Below are 24,979 nucleotides of genomic sequence, written 5' to 3' on the forward strand. Positions count from 1 at the left end.
GACTTTAAAAAGAATATGGTAGGAAATGATCTTTCGATTTATGAGACTGGTAACGGTGGGGATCTTGCGGTTTTAAGCAATGACCTGGCGCTGGGCGATGTGCTTTTGCAAACGGCCTATGTTTCGATGTTCGGTGGTAATGTGGAAGCTGATACCCTGGGTAATGAGCCTACAGATGAGATCAGGTTGGATTGGTGGGGTAATAGCTTGCTTTTTCCGAATGGATCTCCCCAACAATTTAACAGTCAGACCGAAAGGGCTCTTAAAAATAACCCGCTGACCAGTAATGGCCGTGTGGCTATACAACTGGCTGCGCAGAATGACCTTGCGAACCTGAGCAATTTTGCAACTGTAAGCGTAACGGTAAACATTTTGAGCACGAACAGCGTGCAAATAGTGGTGCAGCTTACACAAAATGGTAGTATGCAATCGCAAACGTTGGCTGTACTTTGGGATAACCTGAAGCAGACGGCGATTATACAGGAAGTGATTTAGAATAGTACTTAGTAGCTATTATCAAGTAGCTATACATGTGCAGAATATACCCCTACTTCTGTGGAGAAGGGATTTGAAGATTTGGAGATAAAAAATAATGGCAAAACCAATACCAACGCTCGTAGAACTATATAGCCGGATATCGGCAGACCTGATTAATAAGTTGGGTTTGGTGTTGCCGGCCGGGCAATTAAAAACTGTTTTGGATGCGGTGGCCTCTAACCTTGCCGGGGAGTTAAAATTGCTTTACTTATACCAGGTTGATATACAGAATGAGCTTTTCCCCGATACAGCAACCCCTGCTTCGCAGGGAGGGCAATTGAACCGTTGGGGGCAATTATTTTTAAAGCGTCAGCCCTACCCTGCTACTGACGGTTATTATACCGCATCTGTTACAGGATCGGCAGGTGCAACATTACCCGCACAGTTGACTTTTAAATCAAACGCGGACAGTAATGCACCCGGTTTTTTGTATATATTGGATACAGGGTATACGCTTACCGGCAGTGGTGATATGATCACACTTAGGGCCTTAAATGCTGGTGAAGATTATTTACTGAATGTAAATGATAATCTTACAGCTACACAGCCTCTTTTAAATGCGAGTCAGCAGGTTACTATAACAGCAGTTACTACGCAGCCTACTGAGGCGGAAAGCATTCCGCTATATCAACAGCAAATTATCGCAGCAATAAGATTACAGGCACAGGGAGGCGCAGATACAGATTACCGGTTATGGTCGGCGGATGCGGCGGGTGTACAGCAAGTTTATCCGCAGGTAAAAAACGGTGATGCCGGAGTGGTGCAGGTTTTTGTGGAAGCGACGCCAGTAGACAGTACCGATGGCAATGGTACGCCTAGCGCGGCTTTACTGGCAGCTGTAGAGGCTGTGCTAATGTTTTCGCCGGATACTACTTTGGATACAAACTATCGTGGCAGACGACCTACTCAGGCTATTTTGGAGATTGACCCGGTAATTACCATCCCGGTTGATTTACAGATCACAGGCTTGCAAACTAGCAATGCCACGGTGCAGGGAACGATACAAACCAACCTGATAGCTTTTTTACAAACGGTGAGACCTTATATCCCCGCGTGTGATCTATCAACCGATCGTAATGATACATTGACGAACGTTAAGGCGCAGAGTGTGGTAAGTGATACAATTGGTAATGCTAATACATTTAACGCCTTCCAGCTATTAGTTGATGGTGTGGTGACTAACAGTTACCAATTTGCGGAGGGTAATATTCCTTATTTAAGAAATGTAACATATAATTAATGTACCAGGTAACAGACGATAGTACGGTTCATGGGTTGAATACCCCACATGGGTATAATACGCCGCATAAGTTTCCGTCGGTAACGAGTACTGAAGGTGATCTGCTGAAGTTAAACCTACAGCTTTACCCGACAGGGCGCGTATGGTATCTACCTGAGAATAGTAATTTCAGGGCATTGCATCAGGCTGTTAACCTATCGTTTTTACGGGCCATTAATGATTGCTATGGAATTGTTGACAGTACGCTGCCAGACAACGCCAATTTTGATGAGAGTGATTGTATTGTGGGCGAATATCGTTATGGTATTGTGCCCTCGGATGGGGAAAGTATAGCTATGCGGATGACTGCTATTGCGCAGGCCATGGCTTTCCCTGAAAATATTTTATACCGGCAGGGTCCTTTGTACCTGCAGGCGCAATTACAGGCTGCCGGGTTTAATGTGCAAGTAGTAGAGAATATCTTTTATAACACTGATGGCACCCATTATTATAAAACGCCTGCTGATATTTTAGGCGAGCAGCCAGACGCTACCGAGCATGGCGGCACAACGCAACATGGCGGTGGTACACAACACGGTGGTGGAAATTACCAGGTGATAGCTAATAGTGATCAACCGGAGAATTTTGATGTCGGCGGTAATTTATGGGCCACATTTTTTATTATGGGTACTACGGGCGGCAACGCATTGGTACCGGCAGCTAGGGAGCAACAGTTCAGGCAATTGGTGCTTAAACTAAAACCGGCGCATTTGGTGGCTTATATTTTTGTGCAGTATGCGTGATTTAGTAGTAAATATTTAGTAGCAAGACAGAATGAAAAGAAGATTTGTGACTAATTGTTTGGGCATTGGATTGAATATGTTCTTCCCGGAGTATGTTACGCGCTGGGTGAACCCGATGGAATTGGTGAATAAGAATTTGAGTTTAAAGAAAAAATAAGATATGGCCACGAATAAGCTTAACGCGCCGAATATTGATAGTTCCGATTTGATTAATTTTCCTGACGGAAGAATTAAAGATAATGATGGCACCGGTGATGGCACCGGTGTAAACCGGCTGATCTATAGTGATCTTCATGAGTTTTTCGCTTACCTGATGCGGGCAGCAGCTTTGCAGTATAATGGCTTGCCAGAGTCCGTTGGTAATGGTTACCAGCTAATACAGGCGCTGATGAACTTCGCGGTAAAGAATGATTATATCGCAGCCTTAAATGCCACAACTGTAATTATTGGCGGTGTTAATACCAATGTACTAAGCGTCGGGTTAAAGTTATCTACCTTAAATGTAAATGAGTCGGTGGTTTGTTTGGCTGCGGCTGATTTTAATAATGCCATTACACTGATCGCCGGTTCAGAGTCGGGAGTTTATCAAACTATTACTGTTCCGAGTAATTATAAAGCGGGTGATTATCTGCAATTGATTGTTACCAATAGTGGTATTACGCTGATCCGACTGGCGAATGCACTTAATCTGCAAGAAATATGCACCGAACTTGGATTTTTACAAGCGGCTACAGGGGCTGAGGAATTGGCTGGTACTATCGACACGGTTGGTACAACGCCTTATACCAACCAACTTGCGTTTACCAACAGGTTAAACGGTAGTGAAAGTGGGACCTATCTTGCAACGCCAACCAATAATGGCTTAATGTCGGCAGCTGATAAAACCACACTGAACAGTTTAAATAACCCGGTTAAAAATGTGGGTTGGTTTAGTGGCGTGGATGTGAATGGGGGTAATCCGGGATTATACTACCCTGTTCATGGCGATATAGCCTCGGCAGTATTGTTTAATAAAGGAACAAATTCTGATAGCATTATTATAGTAACATTTAATAATCCAATGCCCGGTAGTTACTTTGTAAGAAGTATGATCGAATCGCAAACAAATGTAAGTACGGATGATGGAATAAGATGCCCGGTGTTTGTACCTTTAGGTCCGACATCGTTTAAATGGATAATCTCTGAAGTTGCTCCCGGAACTCAGAGTTTGAAGATTCATATTGAGGTGGTAGCGATTTCATAATTATAGCGTATCAAGTAGCAGGACATGGTGTAGAAACACACCCCTACCCCTCTCGAGAGGGGATTTTGAAAAAGAGAATTTGAATAAAGATAAATAGATGAGAACCGTAAAGCAATTACCTGCGGGTACACCAATAGAGACCGATTTCACTAAGTTCCCGGACAGTACGGTTGTTAACGAAACTGATCTGCCGAATAGTGGCACCCCTGTTGTTAGGGAGATTTACGGCGATATATTGACCAATATTTATAAGCTGTTACGCATTACCGGCATTACCGCCAATGGTAATGAGGATAATGAGCTGAACGGTTATCAGCTGGTAACTGCGCTGCAAAATTTACCAAATGCGTTAAATGATATCGAGCAGCAGCTTAACTTGATAGGCACGCAGTTTACCGTTGGGCTTAATCTTTCAATATTGCCTGCCAATTATTTTTTGTTGTGCAGATCTGTAGAAAATTATGTTGCCGGGACTGTATATACTTTTGCCGGAAGTGATAATAATCCTTATGCTTTTACAGCGGTTACAGCGTTTAGCAGCGGAGATGAGGTATTACTGATCATTAATCCATCGGGTGTGCGTGCCTATAGTTTGAGCACCATCGGCGCCGAGACGGATGCAACAGAAACTTTTACACCATTCGGTACTCCGCTTGCTTTTAATGACAGCGCCAAAGTTTATTACCAGAGTGAAGGAACGTTGTTCAGCGACCTGCCGGAATCTTACGATCTGCAATCGCCTATACGTGTACTGGAAAGCAACGGGACCACTATCGTTTATGAAATGATGATCATCGGTGGTTTTGTGCTTTGCCTGGCATTTAACCCGACCGCAGTAAGTTATAAGATATATAAATATGCGTTAAACAATTTAACAACACCAATACTCATGACCTTATCCGGATCGGCATTTGCTGTCGGGACGGATTATCAGCCATTTATTTACACCGATGGCGTAAAGCTTTACATCAGCAATAATACCGGTAATAATACCGATGATTATGCCTTTGATATTTACACCATCAATTTAAGCGCCGGAACGCTGACTTATTCAGGAACAGTATCACTGGATACAGGATTTGTGAAGACCACTAATGCGGTGATCAATAACAATAACCTTTATAATTATGTAAATGGAGTTTTGAATAAGTATAGCCTGGCAAACGGAGCATTGACATATGTAAATACCTTTACCGCTTTTGTTGGAGTGCTGTTTAAATTAGATGGCAATATTTATTACAGCAATGGTGAGGTAGGGAAATTGTGGACGTTGAATTAGGCTTCGAATACTTCAAATTGACAAAAAAATGAGAAAACAACTTTCTCTTTTGGATAGTTTGTATTTATTATTTTATCTTTAAAAAATATAAGTGATAAGCCTTAATATCAACACTGACGCTATGGTTGTTTACAGCTGGAACAATTAAGCAGATCGGCATTGCCGGGTGCAGTGAGGCAAACGCTTAACAGCGCAGCTCTTGATGTTAAGTAGAAAACTGCTAACAAAAGCTTTATCCGCAGAAGTCCTGATTTTTTTTTAAAACTTTTAGCGGGGTAAACTAAGCAAGCTCAAAAACAGTTTATGAGAGCGCTGAAATAGATTCAAGAATAAAAATTAATCATAATAATAAATGACCTGGTTAGACCGCATACAAAACACTGTTTTTACTATCATCACCGGTGATGGTAAAAGCTATACACCGTTGTGGAAAGGCGGGGAAACATCTAAGGAGTTTAACGAGGCTACTTACGAGTTCAATGGTTTGGATGGTGGCCTAGTGGCACGCAGGCGCGTAAAGGCGAGGCAATTCCCTTTAACATTTTGGTTCACCGGCGCTGATAATATTGATCAGACGGACGCTTTTGATACTTCGGCCAATGATCAGCGTGCATGGACGGTAAGACATCCTTATTATGGCGATATTACGGGTCACCCTATCAGCATAAAAAGGAATGATAACAACTATAATGCCACAGAGGTTACTGTTGAGTTCAGGGAAACGATATCGGGCAATCCTCCTGCGCAGCAGATATCCATTGTGGATGAAGTTGCCGGAAACTATACGGCCTTAAGTTCAACATCTGCCGCCAATTACGCAGCAAAGGTAAATTTAAAACCGGCTGATGTTAATCAGGTAACTAGTCTTTCGCAAAAAATAGATGCGCAGGTATCGGCCGCGATGGATGCTGTTAATTACAATGTTTATGTGTTGGCTAAGAATGCGATGTTTGATGATATTACCAACCTGATATTAGATCCGGTTGACGCTATCTCGGCTATGTATGCTTTTTTATCGATACCGTCGCAACTGGTAGCTGATGTAAGTATCCGGCTTGAATTATTGAATGCTATTTATGGGAGTATAAAAGGGTTACTGGATATTTATTCAGCTAATAACAAAGCATTTTTTGAATCAGTAGGTGCAGCTTGTATTGGTTCTGTTTGTAATACGCTGGTTAACCCGGCAGCGGGTGATTATTTAACCCGTGGGGATATTGCAACGATTAGTGACTCGTTAACGAGTTTGTATAATGATTACCTGGCTACGCTTGACAATGCTTATGTAAATATTACCGATCCGATTAATAGTTTTTCGGCAAGCCAGGAAACGCAGACGGGCGTACAGGAACTGGTGATAGAGACTATAGCGAACTTAAATGCTTTGGCATTTACCGCTAAGCAGCAGCGCATCATTTATACCGATATTAACACTAATCTTATACTGCTTACCCATAAATATATGGGCTTAGATCCTGACGATGTTAATCTGGAGCAATTCAGACAATTAAATAATATCAGGAATAATTTATTATTCAATATTCCGAAAGGAACGCAGATTACCTATTTGGTATAGGTGCTAGGATCGGTTTATCTGCATGCTCATTAACACACCCCTCCCCTCCTCTAGAGAGGGGATTTTAAGATTTGGAGATAAAAGATGAAAGTAAAGGTTAACGGTTCATACTTCCTATATTTTAATGAATTTGCCATGACGTCGCACTTAGATGCGGTGGCATCTTCATTTACGATGCACGGATATTTTGACCCGACTAATCCTGCGCATAAGGTTTTATACAAACCACTCACCTACCCCATGGTGCAGTTTTACCATGATGATGATACGTTGTTTTTTACTGGCAAACTGGTTAACATGGATTTTACTTCGGACAGTGCGCCGCAGTTAGTTACCTTATCAGGTTATAGCTTAGGTGGTGTTTTAGAGGATTGTACTGTTCCATATGAAGCGTATCCCTTGCAAAGTGATAATCGTAGTTTAAGAGAAATTGCACAGCGCCTACTTAGTTTTTTCAACCTTAATTTAATAGTTTATGATAACGTTGCTGCGGTTTGTGACAAGGTCTATAAAAAAAGTGTAGCATCGCCTTCGGGCAGCGTAAAGGAGTATTTATCTAAACTTGCTGCACAACGAAACGTGATCATTTCGCATGATGTGAATGGCAACATTATCATGTTCAGGCCCGATGCCAAAGCCAAACCCAAAGGATGGTTTGACAACAGTAATATCACTGGTAGATCTACTTTAAAAGTAAATGGCCAGCAAATGCATAGTAGTGTTGGAAGCATTCGGCAACCCGGCAAAAAAGATGTTACAAAACCATCAAATGTTAATGCATTCGATGTTATTGATGATAATCTTGTAAAAGCTTATAGGCCTTATGTACATATTTTAACATCGGGTAATGAAACAGATACCGATGATGGTGCCAAGAACGCATTTGCTGCAGAGCTTAAAAATATACAGGTTGAATTTATGCTTGAGCATTGGGAAGATATTAACCCAGGTGATATTATCATGTTCAGCAATCCGGATCTGTATATAACGAAGAAAGCCAGAATGATGGTCATTAATACGACCAAGAGCGAAAGCAGTACTGCAAGAACGATGGCAATAACGGCTGTATTACCGGAAACTTTTACTGGAGACCAGCCCATAGATATATTTCAATGATCAGTTTTAGCATTATCAAGAACACTTTAATAGACGCTGGATTACGTATAGTTACTATACTGGAATTTGGCATGAAAAGCGCAAATGAATGTGCTCCTTTCGGAGATGACAGTTGCCCGTTACCTAATATGTCGGCCATATATGCCGACACATCAAATATTGACGACCCGATAATATTAGGTTATATGAATAACCAGCAGGAGGCGCAGCCAGGTGAAAAACGTTTATACAGCCTAATGTCTGATGGAACGCTTAGTTTTTACGCGTGGCTTAGAGCTGACGGCACGATGAGTTTAGGTGGTGAAGGAAACAACCTGGTTAGGTTTACACCACTACAATCCGGCATAAATGCAAAAGATCAGTTGATACAAACTGAATTGGAAAAGATAGCTACCGCAATTGGGAGCCTTGGAGCCGTTTATGTGCCGGGTACGATTGAAACGAATATTTCAGCAAGTGAAATAACAGAAATAAAATGTATATGAAAGATAGTATCAAGATCGGGTTCCTAATTTGCCTGTTTCTTTTAATTGGCGACGTTGCACATGCTCAGGGTACATGGCTGGGGGTTACTGGTGCTGCGCAGTATAATTCAACAACTAATGCTTATCGGTGGAATTTTGGAGCGAATGGCTTGTTTTCGCCTTATGATTTATTTTTAAAGAAGGTTGATAGCTTAAGTTATGTGCCTTTTTCTTATATACACCATCAAACCAATCAACGAATATTATTAGGAGATACTGTATCATATTCAGCCGAATTATATATGCGGCCTGATAGTAGTAGTTCTGGTTCCGGAGCACCCGCTACACAGCTGAGCGCAAGCGATATACTGGGAGAGGGTTTTGGTGCATTTGAAATACAGGGAGGCTCAGGGGGTTTTACTGATATTGCATTTCAAGATGGAACATATGCTCAACAAATAACCCTACCAGCAGGGGTAGCCCCTATTCAAGTTTTTAACAACAACAATAGAGGAATGGCTTACCAAAGTAATGTTGACTTTGGCAGTGCAACTGTGGGCACTATAATAGATAAAGGTTATGTTGATAGCTTGGTCACTACAAGTGTTTCTATTGCATACGGTAACGGCATACAAGAAGTAGATGGAGTTGTTGGTTTAGGGGGGTATGGATTGACAAGTACGATAGCTACCGGATTAAATGGTAATAGTTTCACTTTTGATGATAGATATAATAACTTCACTATAGGGAATAACCAATTTCAATTAACTTCCGGCAATGGTACTATAAGTAATTCAATAACCAGTAACCTAGGTGGCATACTAATATCAGGTAACGGGGGGGGATTCATATCATTGCCAAGTAGTGGAAGCGGGGCTATGATTCAATTTACAGATAGAAATGGAATTGGTGCTCAAAATACATCTGATTATTCGGCAAATTGGAGTACGGCAAGCACTCCAAATGCGCTTGCTTCCGTTAAATATGTAAATGCCCAAATTGCTGCAAGTAGTGGAGGAGGGAGTGGTAATTATGTACCTTATAGTTATATACATACTAATACGCACAATAAATCAATCCTCATAGGAGATACTACCAATGCTAATACAGCATTGATATATGCTCAACCCGATTCATCGGTTAATGGCAATCCAATCATTATGTTGAGCGCGACTAATGAGTCAAATATAGGAGCAAGTGATGTGGAAGTAGCTGGAGGTACTAATGGCTATACGAATATCGAATTTAATGATGGGACAGATCAAGAAATAAATCTTGGTGGTGGGATTAATCCTATATTAATTACAAATAATAATAACAGAGGGGCTGCGTATTTAGGTAATGTTGATTTTGGAAGCGCAATAGGTGGGACGCTTGTAGACAAAACATATGTGGATAGCTTAGTAACCGCAAGTTCAAACGGCGGAGGGGTAGGTTCTTATTTGCCTTTAACATTAACAATACCTACAGATGTAAATGTTGGTTCTTATGGTTTAGGTTTCAGTTCCATAGTGGGTACTCATATAATGGAAACAGGTTATCAAACCACTCCACAAACCTATCCAAGTATAGGACATCCAGTTGATTTTAGTGTGATTAACGTATTACAAGATTCATCGGCGAACGTATTCAACGTAATATATCCCGGAGGCATTTCTACACAAGTAGAAAATTTAGGAAGCGGCTTAGCACCAAACAGGAAAACAATCACCCAAATTATAGATACAACAGGTTACTATTACAAAGACTTTAAAGAAGATTTAGAGATTACTAACACCTTCAATATAGGAAATGCAACCATACCTGTAATTGGTCATGGAAGTAGCCCAATAGAAGGAACTACTTTAACTTCTTTTGATAATGGGAACGGAACTGTCGCTTTTTATGTGACTCCTGAATTGGGAGTTGTGTCGACCTACACTCCAGTATCGCCCAATACAGATACAGTGCAGATGAATATATCTAATAGTGGATTTAATGTATTTTTAACAAATGGTACTTCAAATCCAATTGGCACTCAATTTAATGTAAGCGATGATAATGATGGTGGTGTTGGCGGTTTAGTATATAGTAGTAGTGTCACCACATTACAAGCTAATAATAGTGGATTAGAATTCAATAACGCTAAAGATGACTTTAGAATAGGTTCGGGTATAAGCTCAAGTCAATTGTATTATCAAGGAAATGATAAATTTGAAATACTTGATAATCAATTAGAATGGTTAGGGTCAGCAGGTGCATCCATAAATGCGATTGGTACAGAATTAAGTTATCTCACTGATAAAGGAAGCTCGTTTGTATCAGGTGATGATACTGGATTAGGTTTATATTATGATGGAGTGGGTGGTTCCACCTTTCAATCTGATTCAGATAAATTATATTATAGCAATAATAATATAAAATTAGCTTTAGGAGGTCTTGGGGCCAATTCAGGTAAATTTATATTCGCAGGTGATGATCAATTTTTAATTGGAGATGATCAACTTAGTTGGCAAGGTTCTGCAGGTGCATCCATAAATGCGAATGGAACCTCTTTCAGTATTTCATCTGATACAGGCACTTTACTACAAATAGATGATACTGGGGTGTATGATGGCAGTAATAATTACTACACAAAACTTATGACTACTGTACCAACTTCATCTAATTCACCGGGAACTTCTCATGAGATTGCGGTTGATGCTACTTACATATATTGGTATACAGGTACTCAATGGCTGAGAGCAATTGGTAGTACATTCTAAAAATCAAATTAATTAATCATATATCAAACAACAATAAAAAAAGCAATTTTAATCATTGGCTTATTGGCCATCACAACATTTTCTTTTGCTCAAACTAAAAAAACGCAATCGTCAACACTGCAACCCAAGTTAACTGACACTGCAAAATCAACAATTCAGCAGGCGCATATCTTGATATAAGGCTCAATAATAGGCCGATGCAAAAGCAGTTTTGGAGGCGCTAACAGCCGGGGATGATTGGAACGAATATATCAGCAAGTGAAATAACAGAAATAAAATGTATATGAAAGATAGTATCAGGTATTTAGTAGCAAGTGGCAAGATCGCATTACTAGTTGGCATGTTGCTGTTATTTGGTGGTGCAGTGCATGCTCAGGGTACATGGCTTGGAGTTACCGGTGCTGCGCAGTATAATTCAACAACTAATGCCTATCGGTGGAATTTTGGAGCGAATGGCTTGTTTTCACCTTATGATTTGTTTTTAAAGAAAACGGATAGCTTAAGCACCGTACCCGGTGACTATGTAAAGCATAACTTTTTAAGCGCACAAAATTATTTAGATTCTGCAAATAATGGTCTAACTAGAAACGGGGCAATCATTGGGTTAGGTGGATTATTGACATCTGATGTTGCCATTAATAACAATCATCATAATTTATTGCTTGGCAACAATACGCTCTCAAGTATTGGTTTAGGGGATAGTTATATTGGTTTAACTTCACAAGATGGTTCGTCGGATGCCACGCAATTAGCTATTAGTCCTATTTATGCTCAGCTTACAGTCGGAACCAACGGACTTGGGGCTTCTGAGCTCACTATGTACAACAATAGCTTACAGTTAACAAGGAGTCTATTAACTGGTAGAGATCCTGCCGAAACACTTGTTTTAGGAGGTGGTACTCCTAATAATCAATATAACGACAATATAGTTATTGTAGATCAAATACACAATGTGGGCATATTAGAAGATGCTGATTATTCTACAAATATATTACTTGATTCACTTGCTTTAACTACAACTAAGGCAGTAAAATCATTATTAAGCGGTTATGCACCTGCAACTGGTGGAACCAATTATATTCAAAATGGCACTAGCATAAATACACCACAAACGGCTCAATTTACTATTACAGGCGAGGGTTTTTTTACTAATCCTTCTAATACCGATTACGGAGTTGCTATCGCTGGTAAAAACTCGAGCACAAGTCAGGCTGAAATTGATATTTATAACGATAATATAGTATCAGCATATATTAGAAATAAAACATTTGGCTTTGCTGACTTTTCGAATATAACACCCGGTATATATGGCTGGACTATGGGATATAACACGGCTACGGGTTCAACAGATATTAATGGCCGCACTCATTTTAAAGATAGTGTAACTACTAATCAAGTCCCGATTAATCCATACGATGTAGTAAATAAAGCTTATGCTGATGCAAATTATGTTGCGAACAATTCATTGGGTCTACAAAGTGTTATGGCTGTTGGAGACACCTCGAACATACCGATGTACTTAAAAAGCCCAGGTGGTACATCAACTCAACCAATCTCGTTATTTGCTGTAAATACGTTCGGTGATTCTATAACAGCAGGAACGGGGGCTAGTATTCCCGCGAACGATTATATTTCATTATTATCCGAATTTACAGGATGGTCATTTAAAAACAATGCGGTTGGTTATAGCATGGTGCCCGACCAAGCTCCTTATGTTTTTGCTACTAATATATATAGTAATAGTATTTCTACGTTGATGCTTGGCACAAATGACCAGTATCATTATGGAATAGATTCAACTCGACTAGCAGTTTATAAAACAGGGCATGAAGCATTACTTGCTTATCTCGCTATTCCAGCCTCTCAAAAGATTTTAGGGGGTAGTCCCTCAGTTACATATACAGGATCATGGGCACCCGCAAGTTGGATAGGGATGTATACTCAGGCAAACGGGGCTACAGCAACATTTACTGTAACCGGTACATCTGTATTGATAGGAACAAAGCAAGGAGCAGCCTATACAGGTACATATAGTATTACAATTGATGGTACTAATGAAGGTACATTTAGTTCTGTATGTCCATCACTTAACACTATTTTAGGTAATACTTTTGGGCCTAAACTTCAAATTTTCTCAGGGTTATCTGATGGTGCACATACAGTTGTATTAACTAAACTGGATGCAAATCCATACTTGTTTTTTGACTGGGCTGCAGGTGTTGGAGGAAGTGGAGTAGCTGGTAGTAGTGTAGTTTATGTGAGTAATATTTACCACATGAGTGCAGCTGCTTATGCTTCATTAGGAGGCAGTTCTGCAAATACAGATAGTTATAATGCAGCAATTGCATCTAACGTATCTACCCTATCAGCATTAGGCTTACATGTAATTCTAGCAGATTGTAGTACTCCAATGAATACTGCAACTGATTTAGCGCCTGAGGGATTACATCCAAATGATGCAGGTCACCAGGTAATAGCCACAGCATTTGAAGCTGTTATTAACACTTCGCTGGGGGGATTATTTGTACATAATGATAATCTAAATTCTTCATCTACTTATAATAATGGGTTACTAACTACCATTAAGAACACAAATTCAGGACCCGCGGCAGCTGTTGGGTTACAATTAGGCAATGACGCTAATCAAAGTGGATTCTTGCTTAGAACAAGTACCGGTTATACAAGTGGGTTAACTCCAAATACTTTTTATTTAATTAACTCAAATGATATAGCTTTCTCATTAAATGGCTCAGAGGCAATGCGTTTATCTGCATCTTCAGGTAATGCGACGATTGATAATAGTCTGAATGTTAATGGAACTTTTACTTCTCCTAATATATCAGGAATATTTAATACATCTAATAGTATTTATAATAATTCAGCTTTTATAGGCGTTTCAAAACCGCAAAACTTTACTGGTCGAGGTGTTTTTGTACTTGGTGCTGAAAATGGAGGTACTAACGGAGTAACAGCAGGAGCGCTTACTTCAAGTCAAGGAACTTTTATTACGGGTAGTGGGACTGCTATTACCCTAAGTTCAGGTTCTTTTGATGCTATAATTGGTGATTTAAATCTACCTAGTTATAATGGCAACTATACTGTATCTATAGGTTGGCATAATGGGTCAGGCCCAACACCAACAACATCAGGGGATTATAATACATTAATAGGCCCACAAATTTATACTCCTGCTACTGTAACGAACTCAACAGGGTTAGGTAATGGCGCTTTAATAACAGCTAGTAACCAAATGGTTTTTGGCAATACAAGTGTAACAGCTAATATTTTTAACGGAAGCATTACGACAACCGGTGCCGGTGTTTTTGGTTCACTTGGCTTAACTTCTACCCAAACTTCAGTAGCAGGAAGTACAAGTGGTACTGCAAAATTCAGCGAACCATTTGCAGGCACATCTTATAAAAAGGTGGTGATTTATTTATCTGCATTATCAGGTACAGCATCCTACACTTTTCCAACTGCTTTTGCCAATACTCCGGCAATAGTAACTACTAACAGCGTTGCATCAAGCGCGGTCACATCTCTATCAACAACTGCTATAACGGTAACAGGTGCTCCAACAACAGGCACAATATTATTAGAAGGCTATTAATAATTAACTAATCATATATCAAAAACAACAATGAAAAAAGCAATTTTAATCATCGGGCTAATGGCCATTACAACAATTTCATTTGCTCAAACTAAAAAAACGCAATTATCACCAACGCAAACCAAACTAACCGATACAGCAAAATCAGCTATTCAGCAAGTTCCATATCTTGATATAAGGCTCAATAATGAGGCTGATGCAAAAGCAGTTTTGGAGGCGCTAACCGCCGGTTATAAATCAATGGTTGAGAGCGAAAATATTAGTGCTAAAGATTTCACACATGCTCAGCAGGCATATACTTATCTGTCAACCATAATATATAAAAAATGGCCGGATCTGATTCCAGAGCAAACAAAACAACAATAGGCGGCACAAGCACATGGTATTAAACTGGATGTATTTATGTGCCGGGGATGATTGAAACTAATATATCAGTAAGTGAAATAACAGAAATAAAATGTATATGAAAGATAGTATCAAGTATTTAGTAGCAAGTAGCAAGATCGGGTTCCTAATTTGCCTGTTCCTTTTAATTGGCGAGGTGGCCCATGCGCAGGAAACCTGGCTTGGGGTTACTGGTATTGCGCAGTATAATTCAACAACTAATGCTTATCGGTGGAATTTTGGAACGAATGGCTTGTTTTCGCCCTATGATCTGTTTTTAAATAAGGCCGATAGCTTAACTACTGTTACAAGTGATTATGTAACACAAGGCCTTTTTAGAAATTTCTTGAACGGAAACGGGTTTATAGCGAATAACTCTAACATAAATACACCTCAAACTGCTAATTTTAATATTACTGGCGAGGGCTTATTCCTGGCTGGAAACGGTACAGGTGTGTCTGTTAAATCAGGCATAGGCGGAGGCAATTTGGCAGAGGTGGATATTTATAACTCGTCTGGTACAGTATCCTCGTATTATAGAAACGCATCATTGGGTTTTGCAGATTTTACCGAACATACGCCTGGAGTATTCGGATGGCAGATGACTTATAACACGACTACTGGCGCAACCGATTTTACAGGACGAACCCATTTTAAAGATAGTGTAACTACAAATCAGTTGCCTGTTAATCCTTATGATGTTGTAAATAAAGCTTACATAGATAGTTTATTTAACTCTAGTGGGCCATCTAGTACCTTAATTACAAGAGAAGCCCCAAGCGGGGTTCAGAACGGTATTAATGAGGTATTCACCTTAGTTAATATACCAATAATTGGTAGTGAGTCCGTATTTCTTAATGGGGTATTACAAGATGAAGGTGTAGGCGAAGATTACACAATTAGTGGAAGTACAATAACTTTCTTGAGCACTATTCAACCTACAGATAAAATAAGAGTTAATTATTCAATTATTTATTAAATAAGCTTATGAGCACCACACAACTTAATTTCAGCCAAATTCCGTCGAATGTAATTGATATTTTATATAGTAATTTAGTAGCTGCAATCAGTGCATCTACTTTAATTAAAGGTGAATATTATAGAATTACAGATTATCAGACTGTACATAACTTACCTAATGTTAGTCCAATTGTAGTTAATACAGGTCCAATTGAAGCTATAATAGTATTTGCACTGAATAATAATACTATATCTTGTGAAGCTAGATCTGAATCATTTCCTAGTGATATAATTTCTTATACTATAAATAATAGTTCTATCCCAGGTGCAACTAAAGGAGTTATTTATAGAAGAATTGATGCATACTATAATGTAGATGTACCTAATGACTTTAGAAATGTACATTATAGGAGATGGAAATTTAATCCACCAGCATTTAACTCAGCTTCAGCATATAATCAATTAGATCCAACTTTAGGCACTGATGGAGCTGTATACTACTGTTTAAAACCAGGTGGATTCACTGCAGGTACAGCTACTAATCCTACATCTACTGATGATAATTGGGTACAAGTATATCCAAATAATAATCACTATACTGCATATGAGAATACACCTAATCCAGGTGGTTTAGCTTTCATTTCTAACAATAGGAATGTCTCACCTAACATTAGTTACTGTCCTTTAACTAGTACTACAGATTTCTTAGATAGTACTTTATTTCAAAGTTATAATACTAATGGAGTAAGTTATACTAATATTAAATTTAAAGATTCAGGTAACCATACTCAAACTGCTCAGTTACTTGATCTTGTAGTATATGCTGACTCAGGTGCAGTAGGATTGTTTGACTGTGAATTTGGGTGGTTTAATAGCTCAGACTCAAATTATTCTATGGGTACTATAGTCTTAGCTTCAGGTGCATATATTAATCACATGAATTTACGTGATGGAATATATTACTCTGTTATTCAAGTAGCTCAAAATGGATTTATAGCTTTATTTGATAGTAATCAACAAATGTATGGTGTAAATATTAATACAAGTCTGATGCAGCAAGTAACTGGAAGTTTTCAATACTGTACTATAAGGAGTACATTTTCTCATTACTTCTCACAAAATTCAACATGTTTCTGTGTATTTCCTAACTATGTTAAAGAAATTTATGCACTAGGAGGGTTAGGTAATTTAATATTCAATACATCATCTGCTTTTTATAATAATTCATTTCTTCAGAATTTTGGTCAAGAATGGTATAGTGACGGTGCTTATGCTGGATCAGCTAGACAAGTCAATGTCACAGCCCCAATTATATATAAGACTGTATTAGGTAACTTCGCTGATCAGTATGGAGTATGGGCACCTTTATCACAGATGGTGGCTCAAATGAGTGGTAGACATATTTCTTATGCATATGAACCACCTGCAAGTAAAACTGTAATTGATATTACTACGGGTACTCCTACTGTAGTTACTTGGCAAGTTAATTTAGTAGGTATAAATCTAACTGATATGGGCGGTACAGGTACATCTGCATTTCCGTACCCTACTACTCTAGAGTATATGACTTACTTCACTGCTCATGGAAATGATTTTCAAGTGCAGCAGAAAGATTTAATATCAGGTGTATGGACTCCTAATAATAATCCAACATATACTATTGATTCAGTTGACGAAAATAATAATATAACTCAATGCACATTCCACCCTAATACTGCAACGGGGGTTACTGAAACTAGATTTATAATAGTATAGTTTATCAAATAAATAAAAAACAATAATATGAAAAATTGCAAAACCACGCTTTTCGGGATTGGCTCGGCATTCGTCCTGGTATTAGTAACATTTTTAGTAAAACGCTCTGTTGACCCTGAAACAATGGCTATTGCTATTGGCTTGGTTGGTGTTGGTTGGTCGGCTAAAGATGCACCGATAGTAATTCAGAGCCTAGCAGATACAGCGTCTGAAATACCATTGCTTAAAACATCCGCCGGACAGCAGATTGTGGGATTAGGAGATTCAGTAATTGATTTGACATCAGCCTCACATCCTACAAATATATTGTTAAGTGATATTAAAACAGGTATTGACACCTTAAATCAAAACATAAGTGCAGCACCAGCAGCGCCATCTGTTGTAACTATTACCGATACAAATGATGCACCGGCTGCCACTGAAGAAGTTGCTCCGGTTATAGCTGAGCCTACTAATCTTGAAAAAGCACAAATAGCATTACAGGCCGCTCAGGACTTGGTAAGCTCATTGACAATTGCTCCTCCTAAAGCATCCATTGCTGCATAATGGCTGACTTCGGCATCGCATTTAGAATAACTATCCTCGGGAATGAGGGTGGTTATAATCCCGGTATCGGCGAAAAGGAAACTTATCGAGGCATTGACCGTGGCGCTAACCCCGGATGGGCGGGCTGGAAAATTGTGGACGTGTACAAAAGGGATAACCCCGGCACATCAGAGGCTAAGCTGAATGTTTTGCTTTCGCAGAATAACGCGCTGCAACTTAATATTCAACAATTTTATAAAGAAGGATATTGGGATGTAGTAAATCTGGATAAAGCTATTGATCAGCAATTGGCCAACAACTTGTTTGATTGTTCGGTGAACCAGGGTGAAGGAATGGCGCGCAAGTTTATGCAGCTGGCTTGTAACCAGGTAATGACCTATACGCATTCGACTTTAAAGATGCTGGTTGTGGATAGGGTGATTGGCCCGGCTACGTTAGCGGCTTTTAACAGCTTGCCACCGGCAGATCTGATGCAGGAAATTAACGTTGAGCGCTTAAATAGCTATAAGCTTGATGCTGGCTGGAACGAATGGAACCACGTTTGGGAGAAACGATTATTGAATTACGTATAAAGCATACTTGAATGACTCAGATTGAGAATGAGCAGATTAAACAATTAACAAACCAGGTTGAAAATTTGAATTCATCGGTAGAACAGATAAAAACTGCTTTGTTGGGCAATGAATATAATAAGGATGGTGGGCTTGTTGACCGACAAAAAGTTATTGAAATTAAATTGGCTGAGCATGAGGGCTGGATTCAAAAATTTAAATGGATAGGCACTATAGGAATTGGCGCTGCTGCCTTAATTGAATTTATATATCAATTTACCAATATCTTCTCTGCTATTTTTCCGCATCTAAAAAAGTAAGTAATAAATTATTACACATTAAAAACAAAAATCATGAGTCTTTTTTCTTGTTTAAGTAAAGCTGAAAGTAATGTGCAAACTGCACTTGCGAAAGAGTGGGCAGCGGTACCGGCCACTGATCAGAATGTAATATTAGAAATATTACAAATGGCGAATGTTTTAAAAGCCAATAACACGCTTAATGGTGATGCTATTGTAGCTGCTATTACCAAATTATTGGGGCAATCTTTTGTTACCGGTTTCTTAGGTGTGGTAGACAAGGTAGCTGCAAACATTGGTATAGAAGTACCTGCTGCCAGTACCCCAGTACAAACCTTGCAATTGATCGCATCGTCATTAACACCTAAGAGCGGCACCAGTTGGGAGGATGAGGTGTTAAGTATCGCGGTTTATTCATTAACTAATTTAGTACCGGGTGGAGCAATAGTGCGTGCAATTGCAATTCCGTTGGTACAATGGGTTTTTGATAACGTGTTTAATGGGAGCGCTGCTGCCACAGCTTCATTAGCAGTAGCCGCATAAATATAATGCCCGGAGGAAAATAACCCGGTTTGATAGTTGGGAACAAAGTACGCTGACGTTTTCACAAACCAATCAAAATGAAAACAAGGAATTATATTTATATACTATTAGTATGGCTGTTGTTATGCTTAAATGCGGCATATTGTAATGCCCAGAAAACAACCAATGTTGAGGCGGGCACAAAGGCCCGGTTGCAGGATAGTGTGTATAATTCGGCTTATGTGAAGAAGCTTTATGCGCAATACCCTACGGTTAAAAGTGTTTTTTGCAGTGGATGCAGGTTATGGGTAAATCCTTATTTAACATCAATCGCGGATACCGTAAAAGGTTACCCGGTTTGTGAGCATGCAACTTTTACAGCTGCTGATGTGTCGGCTCAAGAAGCAGCCAATATCCCAAGAAGTGGCGTGTATGCGAATTGGAATATAACGCCCGGTGAACCCAACTATGATGAACTATACAGCTACATCAATAGGCTGATTAATAAACCAATGTCGCTTTTTGAAATAGTTTACGGCCATTGTGCCGCAGCATGGATACTGATGGCACATGATAAAAACGGCGCCATATTAAGCAATACAGAAATTTACTGCGAATTTGGTGAATATCAGAGGCAGAATATTGGAACTATGATTTCCAGTGAAGATACTACAAGATTACTTTTAGGCGCCACGCTGAACAAAGTAAAGCATCCCGTATTGGCTGATTCAGTTGAAATATGGGCGGGTTGTGTAAGCTCTGACACCTCGAAAGTTTATAGTTTTAAGGGCTGATCGATCACCATTCCTGACGCTGTTTGAAAAATTATCAAGTTTAACGGTGAGACGGTTTCTTACTGGATGCCGAATAAGGTTACGGAGGATGTAGCATTATTACCCCACAGACACATCAATTATGAGGATTTGGTTAAGAGAATTGGATTTGATCCGGAGCAGGTATTGAAATAGTTTTTTATTAGGGTGAGTTAAAATGAATGCCGGAAGATGCGAGATCGACCGGCATTCATTTTTAGATAACCTTTTACAGTCAAATGCCGTTATAATTATACCTTATCACTTTTTTATATTGAAGTGCAAAAAACATTGTACTTCTGCGAGTTGCCTGATCCGAAATTCTGAAAAAAATTAGCAACACAAAAGGTATCTGTACGCCCAAAATGGCGTAGCTGTGCTTTTGTGTAGCGTGTCCCCTCGGAACGCTTGATCAGGCAAAAGTTAATACTACGTCATTTTTTTTTTGCCTATCCTTGAAAAATTCACAATTACGCGTAAGCTTCAGCTCACGTATATTATCTTCACCTCTCACCGGTTCTGACGAAAGCTATAGTTATTTGCTTAAAATTTGGGATAAAGCATTAATTAATATTCAGGAACAGGTTTATTTGCTTTGCATAAATAACAGTAACGAGGTGATAGGCTGGCGTTGTATAAATACCGGGACTGGTAATGAGACATTATTTGATATCAAATTTGCGTTAAGCTGTTCGCTAAATTGCCTTGCGTCAAAAATAATTATCGCGCACAACCATCCTTCAGGCATATTAAAGCCATCGGGAGGGGATTTAAACATAACTGATCGACTAAGTAAAGCAGCTGAATTGATGGATATAAAGCTACTGGATCATATTATAGTTAACCGTAATAATTATTATTCGTTTAAGGATCATGGGTTGATGAGAGCTTAGAATGTAAGATCCTCCGGGCCGTATACATTCAGGAGCGTAATATCATAATCGCGCTGGTATTGTTTGGTTGATTTTGGGTCGGTATGCCTGGCTTTATGACTGATATCGTAACCATCGATGCCCTTCATTAATAAATGCACGATTCTGGTGTGTTTAAGGCCGTATATTGTAAAATCATCCGATAGCCCAAGTTCGGTGCGTATAGGGCGCCATCGATCAGCAAATAGATCCTTATGGCATTTAAATTCTGAAGGCTCTCCGCCCTTTCCAAAAATGTAAAAGTTGTTAGGTATGGTGTCAAAATTTATAATATCCAGTACTGCTTCAAACTCCGGTTCATAATCCCGGTAAGCCTCGGTGCCGGTTTTATCAAGGTCTGCGGAGAAATGAATGCGTTTTAATGTCCGGTCGATATCACCAACTTTTAATTTCATCAATTCTGTTTTACTCCGTATCATCGTCCAATAAGTGAATTCCATTACGTGGTAAACCAGGAACTCTTCTTTCTCAATTAATTTTGCTTTTACAAGCTCTAATGTCTCCCGATCATACCACCGGTGTTTATGCTTTTGCGTTTTTACCTTTTGAAGCTTACCCCGGATAGGGTTAACAGTAACATATTCTTCCAGCTCCAACCAGTTAAAGAGATTGGTGAGGGTATCCATCTCATTATTAAATGTAGTGGGCTCCCACCCTTTCGCCTTTTTAGCAGCCATGAGTGCCGAAGAGATATCCATGCGGGTTAACTGGCTTACCGGCGTACTGATGGTCTCTAAGTCTTCAAAATACTTTTTAAACCAGCTGGCGGTTACCCGGTAGGTAGATACAGAATTACGATTTCTGGTGCGCTCCATACGGCTTTCAACCCAAAGGTCACAAGCCTTATTGATTGGAGTGAGTTTGCGGCGTTCGGCTTCGGTGAGGGTTGCTTTGGCTGTAATTACAGCCGCTTTTTCTTTTATTATAGTTTCTACAGTTTCCTTACGTTCTGTTATCGCGTTTAACTTAGACAGCGCAAGCTCAAAAGGATTATAATTTAATTTTTCTAATCTATATTTCCACACCTGGCGACATTCTTCCGCGTAAATTTCACGTTCTTCCCCCTGATAACGATTAATATTATCTTTCTTTTTTATTCGTATGCGCCTCCGCGAGTATTTATGCCAAAGCACTTCAGGCACATCATGGTTCCAATAAATGAAATATTCTTTAGGATTTTGACGGTTTATCTGCGGATCACTTGGTGGTTGCATACGTCTGATTAACTTTAAAAGTGTGTCCCGATTGTGTCCCGATTGCAAAAAAACGGGCATTTCTGCCCGTTTTTGCATGTGGGGTAAATGATGGGGCTCGAACCCACGACCCTCGGTACCACAAACCGATGCTCTAACCAACTGAGCTACATCTACCGTTTTTCAGAGATGCAAAAGTATGAATCTTGCGGATAATTGCAAAGCTTTTTTAATATTACATTTAGCTTACGTGTTAAAATACTGATTTAGTTAGATTTGAGATTATGGCGGAGCAATTGATTGAGTTGAATGTAACGGGTATGCACTGTAATAACTGTGCTATATCCATACATAATTTACTGGCGAAAAAGGGCCTTCAAAATATACTGGTAGACTTTGCAGGTGAGGAAGTTAAGTTCTCTACCGAAAACGAAGCTACCGTTCCTGATATTATTAAAGGCATTGAACAATTAGGTTTTAAAGTGGTGGATGATCCCGCTTTGCACATGCCTAAGTTTTATGAAAAAATAGAAAATAAATTTATTTTTTGTCTTGTTTTCACTGCGCCCCTGCTCCTACACATGGTATTGCCATGGCATTTTTTGCAGATTCCTTTGCTTCAATTGTTTTTATGCCTGCCGGTTTTTATAGTTGGATGCCTGCATTTTGGTAAAAGTGCCTGGGGATCGGTTAAAAATGGCGTACCTAACATGGATGTGCTGATTTTTGTGGGGTCAACAGCCGCGTTTATTTACAGTTTGGTTGGTACCATTGAGCATTTAGGCGAACAATATGAGTTTTACGAAACCTGCGCTACTATTATAACTTTAGTGTTATTAGGTAACGTTTTTGAAAAACGCTCGGTTACACAAACTACATCAGCAGTAAAAGATTTGGTAAAAATTCAGCAAGTTACCGCTAATAGGGTAATTAAGGATGGTATAGAAGTGATCAGCGCTAAAGAAGTTGTTTCGGGCGATATATTGCTGGTTAACCAGGGCGATAAAATCCCCGTTGACGGCGATGTATTAAGTGGCGAAGCATCTGTTGATGAGTCGATGCTTACGGGCGAGAGTATACCTGTTGAAAAAGCTAAATACGATAAGGTTATCGGTGGTACCATCATTCAGCATGGTAATATCAAAATAATGGCCACTAAGGTTGGATCGAACACAGTACTGTCGCAAATCATCGACCTGATGAAAAAAGCACAGGCCGCAAAACCTCCGGTACAAAGGCTGGGTGATAAAGTGGCATCGATATTTGTGCCTGCGGTGATATTTATCTCACTTATCACTTTCACCATAACCTATTTCTCGGTGCATACAAGCATGCAAACCGCTTTGATGAACGCCATTGCCGTTTTAGTAATATCATGTCCCTGTGCTATGGGTTTAGCCACTCCTACCGCCGTTATGGTTGGTTTAGGCAGGGCAGCCAAAAATGGTATATTGATTAAGGGCGGAGATACCATTGAGGCCGTAGCCAATACCAAATTTGTGGTGTTTGATAAAACAGGAACGCTAACTACCGGTAAGTTCCGCATTAATGATATAAAGGTTGAAAGTGATGTTGATTTGGAAACCGTGCGCGGAATCATCATGGCTATTGAGGAACGCTCTAATCACCCAATCGCGAAATCCTTAGTTGCCGAACTTAAAACACTGCCTCAGCAAAAGCTAATACTCCTTAAAGCGGCAGAAGAAAAAGGCTTAGGCATGCGTGCCGAGGATGTGCAAGGCAATAATTACTTTTTGGGAACAGCAAAGGCCACTACCGATGGCGAGTTTAACTTAGTGCTATATAAAAACCAGGTTCTTTTAGCTCAGATAGCTATCGACGATGAAATAAAACCTGATGCTGCGACTTTGATAGCCCAACTTAAAACTTCAGGTATTGTTCCGGTACTGTTAAGTGGCGATAAGAAAAACCGCTGTTTAAAAGTGGCCAACGCTATCGGCATAAAAGAAGTACATGCGGAAAAACTGCCTGACGAAAAACTTTCTGTTATCGACATCTACAAGCAAAAGGGTAAAACCATTATGATAGGCGATGGCATTAATGATGCCCCTGCCCTAACCCAGGCTGATGTTGGTGTATCAATGAATGATGCCAGTCAGGTTGCTATACAATCGGCAAGGGTAATACTCTTAAATACCGATTTGCATTCTGTGGTTAAGTTTTTACAGATCAGCAAACACACTATGCTTACCATTAAGCAAAACCTATTTTGGGCCTTCGCTTATAACATTATTGCTATTCCTGTTGCCGCTTTGGGTTTCCTGAACCCGATGGTTGGCGCATTTGCGATGGCATTTTCGGATGTTGTAGTGATAGGGAATTCATTGAGACTGAAGGCGAAACGGCTTAGTTGATAGTTAATGGATCATAGTTGATAGAGTTTTTCTATTTTTGAAGGATGGCTATGAACTAT

Annotated in this window: 22 protein-coding genes and 1 tRNA gene; 21 read left to right on the forward strand and 2 right to left on the reverse strand. The window is 39.5% G+C overall.

Annotated features, from left to right (window positions below; all coding sequences use genetic code 11):
• Positions 1 to 15 precede the first annotated feature (15 nt).
• From GSQ74_RS11730 to GSQ74_RS11820, 20 genes are all read left to right on the forward strand, one after another.
• Positions 16 to 495, forward strand: coding sequence for a hypothetical protein (locus GSQ74_RS11730; RefSeq protein ID WP_158993448.1), 480 nt, complete (start codon positions 16 to 18; stop codon positions 493 to 495).
• Between the two features lie 97 nt (positions 496 to 592).
• Positions 593 to 1,777 (forward strand): baseplate J/gp47 family protein, encoded by a 1,185-nt coding sequence (locus GSQ74_RS11735; RefSeq protein WP_158993450.1) that lies wholly within the window; start codon positions 593 to 595, stop codon positions 1,775 to 1,777.
• Complete coding sequence (locus GSQ74_RS11740; protein ID WP_158993452.1) at positions 1,777 to 2,559, forward strand: hypothetical protein; 783 nt, start codon at positions 1,777 to 1,779, stop codon at positions 2,557 to 2,559. Before GSQ74_RS11735 ends, GSQ74_RS11740 begins: the two co-directional genes overlap by 1 nt.
• Positions 2,560 to 2,590: 31 nt before the next feature.
• Positions 2,591 to 2,716 carry a hypothetical protein gene (locus GSQ74_RS22880; protein WP_256366295.1) on the forward strand — a complete coding sequence of 42 codons (126 nt, stop codon included), beginning with the start codon at positions 2,591 to 2,593 and terminating at the stop codon, positions 2,714 to 2,716.
• A 3-nt stretch (positions 2,717 to 2,719) separates the two neighbouring features.
• Entirely contained in the window at positions 2,720 to 3,802 is a 1,083-nt protein-coding gene (locus GSQ74_RS11745; protein WP_158993454.1) for a hypothetical protein, read from the forward strand.
• A 97-nt stretch (positions 3,803 to 3,899) separates the two neighbouring features.
• Positions 3,900 to 5,081, forward strand: a complete 1,182-nt coding sequence (locus GSQ74_RS11750; RefSeq protein ID WP_158993456.1) for a hypothetical protein — start codon at positions 3,900 to 3,902, stop codon at positions 5,079 to 5,081.
• Positions 5,082 to 5,433: 352 nt separating this feature from the next.
• Positions 5,434 to 6,657, forward strand: a complete 1,224-nt coding sequence (locus GSQ74_RS11755) for a hypothetical protein (protein ID WP_158993458.1) — start codon at positions 5,434 to 5,436, stop codon at positions 6,655 to 6,657.
• Positions 6,658 to 6,741: 84 nt separating this feature from the next.
• Complete coding sequence (locus tag GSQ74_RS11760; protein WP_158993460.1) at positions 6,742 to 7,773, forward strand: hypothetical protein; 1,032 nt, start codon at positions 6,742 to 6,744, stop codon at positions 7,771 to 7,773.
• Positions 7,770 to 8,258 (forward strand): hypothetical protein, encoded by a 489-nt coding sequence (locus GSQ74_RS11765; protein ID WP_158993462.1) that lies wholly within the window; start codon positions 7,770 to 7,772, stop codon positions 8,256 to 8,258. The genes GSQ74_RS11760 and GSQ74_RS11765 overlap by 4 nt, the downstream gene beginning before the upstream one ends.
• The gene (locus GSQ74_RS11770) at positions 8,255 to 10,981 is read left to right on the forward strand and encodes a hypothetical protein (protein WP_158993464.1); all 2,727 of its coding nucleotides are present in this window, start codon (positions 8,255 to 8,257) and stop codon (positions 10,979 to 10,981) included. Before GSQ74_RS11765 ends, GSQ74_RS11770 begins: the two co-directional genes overlap by 4 nt.
• A 283-nt stretch (positions 10,982 to 11,264) precedes the next feature.
• The gene (locus GSQ74_RS11775) at positions 11,265 to 14,591 is read left to right on the forward strand and encodes an SGNH/GDSL hydrolase family protein (RefSeq protein ID WP_158993466.1); all 3,327 of its coding nucleotides are present in this window, start codon (positions 11,265 to 11,267) and stop codon (positions 14,589 to 14,591) included.
• Positions 14,592 to 14,621: 30 nt separating this feature from the next.
• The gene (locus GSQ74_RS11780; protein ID WP_158993468.1) at positions 14,622 to 14,957 is read left to right on the forward strand and encodes a hypothetical protein; all 336 of its coding nucleotides are present in this window, start codon (positions 14,622 to 14,624) and stop codon (positions 14,955 to 14,957) included.
• A 97-nt stretch (positions 14,958 to 15,054) separates the two neighbouring features.
• A complete protein-coding gene (locus GSQ74_RS11785) occupies positions 15,055 to 15,954 on the forward strand; it encodes a hypothetical protein (RefSeq protein WP_158993470.1) in 900 nt (299 codons plus the stop codon).
• A gap of 8 nt (positions 15,955 to 15,962) precedes the next feature.
• Positions 15,963 to 17,690 carry a hypothetical protein gene (locus GSQ74_RS11790; protein ID WP_158993472.1) on the forward strand — a complete coding sequence of 576 codons (1,728 nt, stop codon included), beginning with the start codon at positions 15,963 to 15,965 and terminating at the stop codon, positions 17,688 to 17,690.
• 27 nt (positions 17,691 to 17,717) lie between these two features.
• The gene (locus GSQ74_RS11795; RefSeq protein WP_158993474.1) at positions 17,718 to 18,236 is read left to right on the forward strand and encodes a hypothetical protein; all 519 of its coding nucleotides are present in this window, start codon (positions 17,718 to 17,720) and stop codon (positions 18,234 to 18,236) included.
• On the forward strand, positions 18,236 to 18,808 hold the full coding sequence (locus GSQ74_RS11800; protein ID WP_158993476.1) for a glycosyl hydrolase 108 family protein: 573 nt from the start codon (positions 18,236 to 18,238) through the stop codon (positions 18,806 to 18,808). The genes GSQ74_RS11795 and GSQ74_RS11800 overlap by 1 nt, the downstream gene beginning before the upstream one ends.
• Positions 18,809 to 18,819: 11 nt before the next feature.
• Complete coding sequence (locus GSQ74_RS11805; protein ID WP_158993478.1) at positions 18,820 to 19,107, forward strand: hypothetical protein; 288 nt, start codon at positions 18,820 to 18,822, stop codon at positions 19,105 to 19,107.
• A 33-nt stretch (positions 19,108 to 19,140) separates the two neighbouring features.
• Positions 19,141 to 19,629: a hypothetical protein gene (locus tag GSQ74_RS11810; protein WP_158993480.1), complete on the forward strand. Its 489-nt coding sequence runs from the start codon at positions 19,141 to 19,143 to the stop codon at positions 19,627 to 19,629.
• A 77-nt stretch (positions 19,630 to 19,706) separates the two neighbouring features.
• On the forward strand, positions 19,707 to 20,402 hold the full coding sequence (locus tag GSQ74_RS11815; protein WP_158993482.1) for a hypothetical protein: 696 nt from the start codon (positions 19,707 to 19,709) through the stop codon (positions 20,400 to 20,402).
• Positions 20,403 to 20,875: 473 nt separating this feature from the next.
• Positions 20,876 to 21,313 (forward strand): JAB domain-containing protein, encoded by a 438-nt coding sequence (locus GSQ74_RS11820; RefSeq protein WP_158993484.1) that lies wholly within the window; start codon positions 20,876 to 20,878, stop codon positions 21,311 to 21,313.
• Here the strand turns inward: GSQ74_RS11820 and GSQ74_RS11825 are convergent.
• Entirely contained in the window at positions 21,310 to 22,566 is a 1,257-nt protein-coding gene (locus GSQ74_RS11825; RefSeq protein ID WP_158993486.1) for a hypothetical protein, read from the reverse strand. The two genes, GSQ74_RS11820 and GSQ74_RS11825, sit on opposite strands and share 4 nt — an antisense overlap.
• A gap of 79 nt (positions 22,567 to 22,645) precedes the next feature.
• Positions 22,646 to 22,722 (reverse strand) — tRNA-His (locus GSQ74_RS11830).
• 107 nt (positions 22,723 to 22,829) lie between these two features.
• Between GSQ74_RS11830 and GSQ74_RS11835 the strand changes: the two genes are divergently transcribed.
• A complete protein-coding gene (locus GSQ74_RS11835) occupies positions 22,830 to 24,920 on the forward strand; it encodes a cation-translocating P-type ATPase (protein WP_158993488.1) in 2,091 nt (696 codons plus the stop codon).
• Positions 24,921 to 24,979 lie beyond the last annotated feature (59 nt).

Source organism: Mucilaginibacter sp. L196, assembly GCF_009765905.1.
Classification (GTDB): Bacteria; Bacteroidota; Bacteroidia; order Sphingobacteriales; family Sphingobacteriaceae; genus Mucilaginibacter.